The organism is Thalassotalea sp. ND16A, from assembly GCF_000764205.1.
Classification (GTDB): domain Bacteria; phylum Pseudomonadota; class Gammaproteobacteria; order Enterobacterales; family Alteromonadaceae; genus Thalassotalea_A.
On the sequence record NZ_JQDZ01000020.1, the window covers coordinates 1 to 8266 of the forward strand.

The window sequence follows — 8266 nt, forward strand, 5'->3', positions numbered from 1 at the left end:
AAATGTCCGTTAATGTTAACTAGCAGATTAAAGCGCCTTAAAATCGCCCTGAGAGGGCAAAAGGTACTTTATTTTGTACCTAGTAATCGTTCGATTACTTCCTTTAAATGCTCAATTTCGCGTTTCTGGAGAGTGTTAACCTCCAGGAGTGCTTCATAATCAAAATTGCTTCGGCTAAATTCAAGCACAGAAAAACGCACAGCGGTAGCTGCTGCTGTTGTGCCATATCTTCTTTTTAATATCCGTATTGATTCTTCGAAGTGAGGGGAGTTGTCTACAAATTTGATGTACATAAAAAACTTATACACAAAATCTGTGCATAAGTCTTTTTAGTTATCTTAATTCTTCAATTTTTATTACTTTTTTATTTCTAACGATAAATTGCTTAGGTGTGTGGCCGTAAGTTTTATAGTAAATATTTCCATTGTTATATGTTTTTAATCTTTTGCAATTTTGATATACAGTTTTTACTGGATCTCCAACCCTGATTATTTTTTGGCCGCACCTAACAGACTTTATTGTTGCTGCATTAGCGGTACTAATTATTAGAAACGTAAATATTATTATTTTTGAACTCATAAATATCCTTGTCGTGAGCAAAAAAAAAGAATCCACATACTATAACAGTGGATTCTTGGCCGGATTCCGGCTTTTGTACAGTGGTTTTGCTTGTTTATACAGTGGTTTATTGCTTTTTTTGGGGTATTTAATATACCCGTGCATATTTATTATTATTTTAGTTGGTTTTTTAAATCCTTAACTGCATCGTCTAAATAGTTATCGATTAGATATTGAACTATGGCCGATGATTTAATCGGCTCTCTTGTTGCTATCGTTATATCTACTACCGCATCCTTTAGTTTGTCTTTTCTCGCTCCGTTGATAGCAATGGTAGTGTCTTGTCTTGCCATTTCATCACTCATTATTTGTTGCCTCTGTGCATGTATATAATAAACCATGTAATAAATATAATTCACAATATGTTTACATGTAAGAAATAATATGAGATATTCGCGCTAAGTTATTTATTACATGTAAACACGGAATGATTGATACAGTAGTTTTAAATATTAAATTCAAACCCCAGTACGTTTTTGGTGACCACATCAAACGTGAATCGGGTGAGGTTGATTTAAAAGAATGTTTCAAGCGCGGTTGCAAGGTTATGGCGGGTGAAATCGTAGATTTCAACGGGGTAGGGAATGCCGAAGTAACAAACCTTTCTTCACCTTGGGAGTCGATTGCTAGTAGTAATTCATCTGTAGCATTTAAAGTTTTTCAAGGTGGTGCGAGTTACTGGCCTTTCGTTCAGGTTAAAGGCTCTGTAGCAAAAATCCTTCAAGGCCATAACGTTTATGGCTCTGATAATCCCGAGCAAATTCTCTGTTTGATCGATGCACTTTGTTTTGCCATGCCGGATTTAATCGACATGTTAGATTTTAAAACTGTTGAAATTAAACAAATCGATTGTACGTATTCCGCTCATGTAAAAAATCAGTCTATTGCCCGTCAAGTAATTGCGGCTTGTCGCAATATTCATCATGGACAAACGAAAGTCTCCAACCAAGAGCATGACACATCGAATTACTGGGGAATGTCTGGTAAGGGTGTTCGCACTTCACGAAATAAAACATTAAAGCAGTATTTAAAATTTCCTGAAATTTTGAATGCAATTGAAAAAATTGAAAAGGATTTAGGCTTGGTAAAAAGCGAACCTAAATTACATAAATCTGGCCTTATTAAGAAAGCTAAAACAACTAAGAAAAAAACTCAAAACGCTTACTTTGAAAAGCAGCTTAAATTATTGAAATCACCAGAAGTACAAAATTACGCAAAAACTGCGGTACGTCATGAGGCTTGTGTAATGCCGGATATGATGAAACGAATGGATATACCAACAAATTTAATTGAGTTTATGAAATATTGTCGCGATGAAATTAATGGAAATGTAATTCAGCATATGTGGGCTGTTGCATGGAGCGACATTTTAGAATGTTTTAAGGGTGCAGATATGAAAGTTTATACAGATGATGAAATAGAGAGTAAAATTAAATCTAAGTTTGTGAAAGTAACACCTAGCGGCAATTTAAGTTATGCCAAAGGAATACGTTTGCACAAGCTTTACATGGACATAAAAACGTACGGTTGGGCTAAAACCAAGTCTATGTTTAGCTCATCTACTTTTAACGACAATGTTAAATTATTAATGAAAGTCGTACCCAAAGCCCATTTACAAAATCTTAATGGCATAGCCTCCAACGTAACGCCAATCATCAAAGTAATTAATTTTGACTTTATCAACCAATGTCCAGTTGGTTACGTAGAGCCAGATTCGCTTTATCAGCAACATGCTGAAAATGTTCTTTCTTTCCCATTACATAGAGTCGCATAAATGAATTTCCAGTCCGTTACCGCGAACATGAAAGAGCATATTTTTATTTGCACCAGTGATTCTTGCGATTGGCAAGGTGGTGAAAATGACTTGGATATTACAACCAAGTACGCCGATAACATGGTTTGTTGTCCAAGTTGTCAAAATGATGATGTAAGAAGCATCTAAACAGAGAGATTAAATTATGAATAATCAAAATATTGAAGCAGGTATGTTTGTTCGAGGACTGCTAGTAGGTACAAAAACAGTAAATAAAGAATTCAAAAAAGACGGTCAATTGCAAAGCACTCAACACCAGTATTTGGGTATTGAACGAGCGTTCGTGAATCAATACAACCAAGAGCAAACGATGGTAATGGACATTTCCATTTCGAAGCAAAAACAAAACGATTCGGCATTCATGAAGTCGTTAAGTGATAACCATTACAACATCGTTGAATTAAAAATAAACGTGGGCGATTTCCGCAATGTCTACGTAGATAAAGACGCCGTTCTAAACGTTCTTGCAGGTCAAGAGCCAGAAAAAAAGGTAGCAAACTTGACCTAACGGTTAAGGAAATATTTTTAAATGAAGAAGTTCACAAACATATTCTTAATTGCTTGTTTTATGTGCATTCACCCTTTGTACGCAAGCACTTGTGTAAATGTTGACGTGAACGGCTTCTTAGTAAATTCAGGTGTACCGATAGACCAATGTAATGACTTAGTTTTATTGGATGCCACTGAATACAACTCGATTAACGTAGATTCTATTGTTGCTACATTAATCGATTTGTTCCAATTCTCTGCCGAAGACATGGGGGCGTTTGTAGCGACTTGTATCATTACTTTCATTACAGGCCATGGCGTAGGCAGGGTAGTCCGAATACTCGGAAAATCGTAAAAAACTTTTATTAATTCCATTAGGGGAAATTGTTATGAAAAACTTCAAATCACAAACAGGTCAATTCGCAAAATCTGGCACAGCAAAAATCATGGCTGTTGGTTCAGCGATGATGGCATCAAGTGCAGCGTTAGCAACTGACCATTCATTGGCTATTAGTGCCGCTCAAACGGATGCAACTACCAGTGTAACAACTGCCGTTGCAGGTATCATCGGCGTTGCTGCTGTTGTTACTGGTGTTGGTTTCGTTTTACGTTTCCTAACTCGCTAATTTAGCGCTTAAGGTTTACTTGTGCTGACGTCTTTAATGTTTGCAACTATTTTTATTTATTCCTTTGTGGAGGGCTTTTCTAGTGGCGTTAGGACTAGTTAAAAACAAATTATCAAAGACGTTAGGAGGGGTGGCAATTGCCGCCCTTTCTTTTATCCCTAATGCCTACTCAGGGGATTTAGAGCTAGGCGGTTATCCTAACGAGCCATCAAAAATTACAATCATTGAAAATGTTGAATATCAGTGTTTGACATCTATTTACGGGCCAACATCAGAAAGCGTGGTTGCGGCCTCTAGTAATTCAGCTAAACAAATGTGTAAACCCGCCGTTGAGGGTCATTCCCTAAGCAAGGCGATGGAGGAAGAGCGTTGTAACCCTCGCGTTTATGGTTGGGATAATAACACTTTAACTTTACACCATGACATGAAAAATTTACAAGGCGAATGTTTAGATAACATTGTTCAAACCTTATTTATTGATGTTGGTCTAAACACCCTGGGGGCGGTCAATACTGAAAGTGAAGGCTGTGAAGATTCGAAGGGTTTGGGTTTCACTTATCCGATAGAGGGTTTTTGTTATAGAGAAACTGATTTACAAGACGCATTGAGTAAGGGCGCTCAGAGTTCACAAAACGATAGTGCTTGTGAAGGGCTTTTGCTTTCTTCTGGCTCTAATACTGCTGATGCCATGTGTTATACCGCCGCTTCGGGTTTGGCTTGTGAGTTGGGCAAAGTCTCAGACCAAAGTGGTAATTCGTATTATGCAGGTGTTGGCTCTCAACCTTTGGGGTGCGCTAATTCCCCAAACCCTTTTTTTAATGACGGTGGAGACAACCCCAATGACAGCTGCATGAATGTTGCTGCAAATGTTGGGGGTGAAACGTCCAATTATTGCGTGGCCAACAAAGAGAAGCATTGCAGTTCCGTAAGTGGTACGGAAATTTGCGACGATGGCTGTTTACAGATTGGCGAAAAATTCATGTGCAACCCTGATAAACATCCTGACGTGGGCGAGGGCAGTTCTGATTATTTCGATGATAATGGCATTTGTTCGTTATTAGGTGGTAATGCTTACCGTGGGGCGTGTGAGGAACTCGGGGGTGTTTGGGATAAAACCATGGGTGATTACACAAACGTTTCTTGCCCTGCTGCTACTGCGTATCATGGCACGTGTTCGATCACTTCCCATAACAGCTGTTATTCGTGTACCGATGATGGGGGGCAATGGTCGGGGGCTGAAATTGAAAATTATTCAGTTGAAGCACAGGCCACTCAAGATGTGGCAAATCTTACGCAAAAATCAAATGAAAAACTCGACACAATGGATAATTCAATTCGCAAAAGTGGCGAGTCGGTATCGTCTACGATGTCCAGTTCTGCCGATAGAATTATCGCAGCAATTAATAACAAACCAGTTGGCGGTGGTGGTGCAAGTTCAGAACCTACTAATATTCAACCAATTGTTGATGAATTAAAAAAACAAAATGATACCGCAATAACATCGAATACCTTAGAAAATACAGGATTTACGGACTTGTTTAATGCGGCTGAAATGCAAAAGTTAAACGATGAAATTGCCGCAATTCAAAATAATATTAAAGATTATCAAGGCACGATTAAAGCGGAATTAACGTCGTTAATTAATTTTACACCTCCAAGTGGAGCAGGTTATCAAACAAGACCTTTAGACATTAAAGGCGCATCAATTGATATCAGCTTAAGTCGTTTTCAGTCGTTATTTCAACAAATACAACCTGCGGTTTATTTACTTTGCTCAATTGCAGCGTTGTTCATATTACTAGGGAGTAGAAAAGAATGATTTTAAAAGAGAACTTTTGGTACCGTTTTCGGTTCCAGGCAAAGTTACCCGGAGAAGATTTTGGTACTAAAATCATTGCCGGTGAGTATTACCTGGGAAAACTTTTGGTACTATTTTTAATTGTGTCGTTAATTTTTCCTAATGTTGTTTTTGCTGCGGCTGACCCGCAAACGGGCATCACTGGAGGATTGCAAGCCATCAATAATCGCATTGAGGATTTGTGGTCATTTATGAATACGGATGTGCCGGGGATATTCCAAGAAATGTATGTTTACTTGGTTACGTGGTGGGTAAAGGTCAAAATTACGTGGTGGTTTGAGTCGGTGAAATTCTTTTGGGGCGTAGCGAAAATCTTAATTCAAGATTTAACGTTAGGCTCACAAATTGCGGCTGCAATGACCGCTTTACCGCAAGACGTTAAGCAAGCAGGTATCGATTCCGGCATTTTTGACGGATTAAATATTATTTTACAAGCGTATGTCACTCGCTTTGCAATGAGGGTGTTCTAATGGCGGCATCTATTTTTCATGGCCCACCGGGGTCGTTTAAATCGGCTTCGGCTGTGTGGTTTGAAGTGTTACCAGCATTAAGAGCAGGGCGCTTAGTAGTCACAAATGTTGAGGGTATACTACCGAAAGAAGACATAGAAATAGCGTTAGGTGAAGAATTTCCGAAAACGGCTGACCTTTGGCGTTTATCGAGTCAAACCGATAAAGGCAAAGGTTTGTGGAAGCGTTGGTTTTGGTGGATGCCTGTTAAGGCGTTAATTTTAATTGACGAAGTTCAGGACGTATTCCCGGCAGATAGGACCGCTTACAAACCCGAAGAATACGACTCAGAGGGTATTGAAAGTTTAAAGGATCATTTACCGGAACATTTCTACAAGCGCTATTGGGATGAGATTAAATCGTTTACTCCTGAAGAGTTTACCGAAGCGGATACGGACGATACAGGAGATTTAATTTTTGATGAAAATAAACAAATTATTTACCCAAAAACAATGCGCGAAGCAAATATGCGCCACAGAAAATACAATTGGGATATCGTTTATTGCACACCGGAAATAACCGAGATTCACAAGTTGGTAAGGTCGGTTTGTCAGTTTGCATACAAGCATAAATATTTCGATGCGCTAGCAAAAATACCGTATTACTTTCGCAGACCGAGAGTACATGAACATTCACCAAAAGGCACAGGCGAGGCAATCAAAAGTGGAGAAACTAAAAAATGGCGAAAAATCCCAGTCGATGTACACAAATTATATAAATCTACGGCAACAGGAGATATTACAAAACGAACAGGAAATAACCCGCTTAAAAGCTTCCCTGTTATTGCTACTGGCACCCTTTTATTACTTGCGATCGTTTATGTCCTTTGGTTTTTATTCTTTAGGGTTGGTGCTTACGAAAGTTATTCTGCCTCCCTTGAAAACCCTGCTAATCAAAATAGTACCGAAAATAATAATGTTCGTAGTAATTCTTACATTAATGCGGATATTGCTGTTAAATCTGATAACTTAGCATTGCCATTTGATGCAACTGACATGCGACTAACGGGAATGAATGGTGTGTATCAGGGCGGCAATTTAATCGACAGAGATTACATTTTCGAGTTAGAAAATAAGAACGAGATTTACTCGATGAACAGTGACGATTTAAAGCACTTTGGTATCAAGGTTCGTAGGTTAACGGATTGCTTGGTGCAACTTCATAAGGGTAATAAAACAAGGAAGATTACTTGTAATCCGAAAAAAATTGTCACTGAAATTGTAATCGACACTCGCTCTGGCGAAGCCTGAGCAAAGAGCGAGGGGCTATTTCAATGAGGTGTGATTAACGTGGATGTGTTGGGTGTAGGCTCTCTAATTATTTAGTACCAAAAAGTTTACCAGGTAAACATTCTGCAGAATAAAAATGGTACCAAAACTTAAGCCGGCAAGTTGTTCCTGGATTAAATTTTGGTACCATTTGTTTTACTCGATGCTTGCGAACGGCGTTGGCCGTCACTCTCCAGTGGTACCATTTAGTGATTTTTCAAAAATTCATTGATAATATTATTTGCCTCGGATTTCATTTCTAAGGCTTTTTTTAATTCGTCCAGTTGTTCACATTTTCTTCGCCATGCCTTGTGCCAATAATCATGCTGTTTCTTTTGGTTCTGGTAATCTTTAGCGGCATGCAATACCGCTTTGCTTGCTGACTTTTGGTCGAACTCTTTTTTGAGTTCTTCAACAATGTCAGTTTCATCAGGTTCGATTAGGTTGATTTTAATAAGCACTGGTTCTTTCTCCGCAAGTTTGGCATACCCATTCATTCCATTCAGCAGTTAAGCTTTGATGAACCTCTATTTCATGGCTTGTTTCACAGTGGCATTCATCGCAATAGCTGTCTTCAATTTCGTTATCCATGATTAAATCTCCCAGTGGCCACAGTTTTGACATATTGTTTCAGTGTAATTATTTCGACCCTCGTAAAATGATGTAACGTGGTCGCATTTGTCTTTACAGTTATTGCAGATTTTCTTTTCAGTGTATTGGTCTACCAATTGATTTTCTTTGTTATTATCTTTGCTGCTCATGGCTTTTCTCCAGTTAAATTTATCATGTTAGTAAGTCAACATCGGCTTGCCGATAAAAGTTGGCGCGCTTACTTGATGAATATCAAGCTCTGGAATAAGTGGGTGTTGTCAATGAAAATCACGGAGGGTCCGATTGAAAAGTTTTTAGCTTGCGTTAAGAAAAGTTTTTGATTGGAAACCGTTATTTTAATTTACATAAGCCCACTTATGGAGGAACTGGAGGCTCTGCTAATTGCTTTTGACTTTGACTTGCTAATTGCTTTTGATTTGGCTCTTGCTGTTGCTCTAGGGCATTTTAGCTATAGAAATGTCCGTTAATGTTAA

At 38.5% G+C, this 8266-nt stretch carries 11 protein-coding genes; 8 read left to right on the top strand and 3 right to left on the bottom strand.

All coding sequences use genetic code 11. The annotated features are described in order from the left end of the window. Window positions 1-731 precede the first annotated feature (731 nt). Entirely contained in the window at window positions 732-923 is a 192-nt protein-coding gene (locus ND16A_RS15130) for a hypothetical protein (protein WP_033076405.1), read from the bottom strand. Between the two features lie 122 nt (window positions 924-1045). On the opposite strand from ND16A_RS15130, the gene ND16A_RS15125 reads away from it, so the two are divergent. The 8 genes from ND16A_RS15125 (at window position 1046) to ND16A_RS20095 (ending at window position 7163) form a co-directional block, all read left to right on the top strand. Further along, window positions 1046-2392, top strand: a complete 1347-nt coding sequence (locus ND16A_RS15125) for a phage/plasmid replication protein, II/X family (RefSeq protein WP_033076406.1) — start codon at window positions 1046-1048, stop codon at window positions 2390-2392. Further along, the gene (locus tag ND16A_RS21215) at window positions 2393-2560 is read left to right on the top strand and encodes a hypothetical protein (protein WP_160173478.1); all 168 of its coding nucleotides are present in this window, start codon (window positions 2393-2395) and stop codon (window positions 2558-2560) included. It begins immediately after the preceding gene. Window positions 2561-2576: 16 nt separating this feature from the next. Continuing rightward, on the top strand, window positions 2577-2939 hold the full coding sequence (locus ND16A_RS15120) for a hypothetical protein (protein ID WP_033076407.1): 363 nt from the start codon (window positions 2577-2579) through the stop codon (window positions 2937-2939). A gap of 21 nt (window positions 2940-2960) precedes the next feature. Next, complete coding sequence (locus tag ND16A_RS15115) at window positions 2961-3275, top strand: hypothetical protein (protein ID WP_033076408.1); 315 nt, start codon at window positions 2961-2963, stop codon at window positions 3273-3275. 34 nt (window positions 3276-3309) lie between these two features. Further along, window positions 3310-3546: a hypothetical protein gene (locus ND16A_RS15110; protein WP_033076409.1), complete on the top strand. Its 237-nt coding sequence runs from the start codon at window positions 3310-3312 to the stop codon at window positions 3544-3546. Between the two features lie 82 nt (window positions 3547-3628). Further along, a complete protein-coding gene (locus tag ND16A_RS15105; RefSeq protein WP_033076410.1) occupies window positions 3629-5365 on the top strand; it encodes a hypothetical protein in 1737 nt (578 codons plus the stop codon). Continuing rightward, on the top strand, window positions 5362-5874 hold the full coding sequence (locus ND16A_RS15100) for a DUF2523 family protein (protein WP_033076411.1): 513 nt from the start codon (window positions 5362-5364) through the stop codon (window positions 5872-5874). The genes ND16A_RS15105 and ND16A_RS15100 overlap by 4 nt, the downstream gene beginning before the upstream one ends. Continuing rightward, window positions 5874-7163, top strand: a complete 1290-nt coding sequence (locus tag ND16A_RS20095) for a zonular occludens toxin domain-containing protein (protein WP_052072858.1) — start codon at window positions 5874-5876, stop codon at window positions 7161-7163. Before ND16A_RS15100 ends, ND16A_RS20095 begins: the two co-directional genes overlap by 1 nt. A gap of 224 nt (window positions 7164-7387) precedes the next feature. Here ND16A_RS20095 and ND16A_RS15095 read toward each other — a convergent pair whose 3' ends face one another. Beyond that, the gene (locus ND16A_RS15095) at window positions 7388-7642 is read right to left on the bottom strand and encodes a hypothetical protein (RefSeq protein WP_152593792.1); all 255 of its coding nucleotides are present in this window, start codon (window positions 7640-7642) and stop codon (window positions 7388-7390) included. Further along, window positions 7632-7772 carry a hypothetical protein gene (locus ND16A_RS21220; RefSeq protein ID WP_160173479.1) on the bottom strand — a complete coding sequence of 47 codons (141 nt, stop codon included), beginning with the start codon at window positions 7770-7772 and terminating at the stop codon, window positions 7632-7634. The genes ND16A_RS15095 and ND16A_RS21220 overlap by 11 nt, the downstream gene beginning before the upstream one ends. Between the last annotated feature and the right edge of the window lie 494 nt (window positions 7773-8266).

Bases quoted from the DNA above. Each gene is read 5' to 3' on its own strand.
- ND16A_RS15130 (WP_033076405.1), bottom strand. From the start codon at position 923: ATGAGTGATGAAATGGCAAGACAAGACACTACCATTGCTATCAACGGA.
- ND16A_RS15125 (WP_033076406.1), top strand. From the start codon at position 1,046: ATGATTGATACAGTAGTTTTAAATATTAAATTCAAACCCCAGTACGTT.
- ND16A_RS21215 (WP_160173478.1), top strand. From the start codon at position 2,393: ATGAATTTCCAGTCCGTTACCGCGAACATGAAAGAGCATATTTTTATT.
- ND16A_RS15120 (WP_033076407.1), top strand. From the start codon at position 2,577: ATGAATAATCAAAATATTGAAGCAGGTATGTTTGTTCGAGGACTGCTA.
- ND16A_RS15115 (WP_033076408.1), top strand. From the start codon at position 2,961: ATGAAGAAGTTCACAAACATATTCTTAATTGCTTGTTTTATGTGCATT.
- ND16A_RS15110 (WP_033076409.1), top strand. From the start codon at position 3,310: ATGAAAAACTTCAAATCACAAACAGGTCAATTCGCAAAATCTGGCACA.
- ND16A_RS15100 (WP_033076411.1), top strand. From the start codon at position 5,362: ATGATTTTAAAAGAGAACTTTTGGTACCGTTTTCGGTTCCAGGCAAAG.
- ND16A_RS20095 (WP_052072858.1), top strand. From the start codon at position 5,874: ATGGCGGCATCTATTTTTCATGGCCCACCGGGGTCGTTTAAATCGGCT.
- ND16A_RS21220 (WP_160173479.1), bottom strand. From the start codon at position 7,772: ATGGATAACGAAATTGAAGACAGCTATTGCGATGAATGCCACTGTGAA.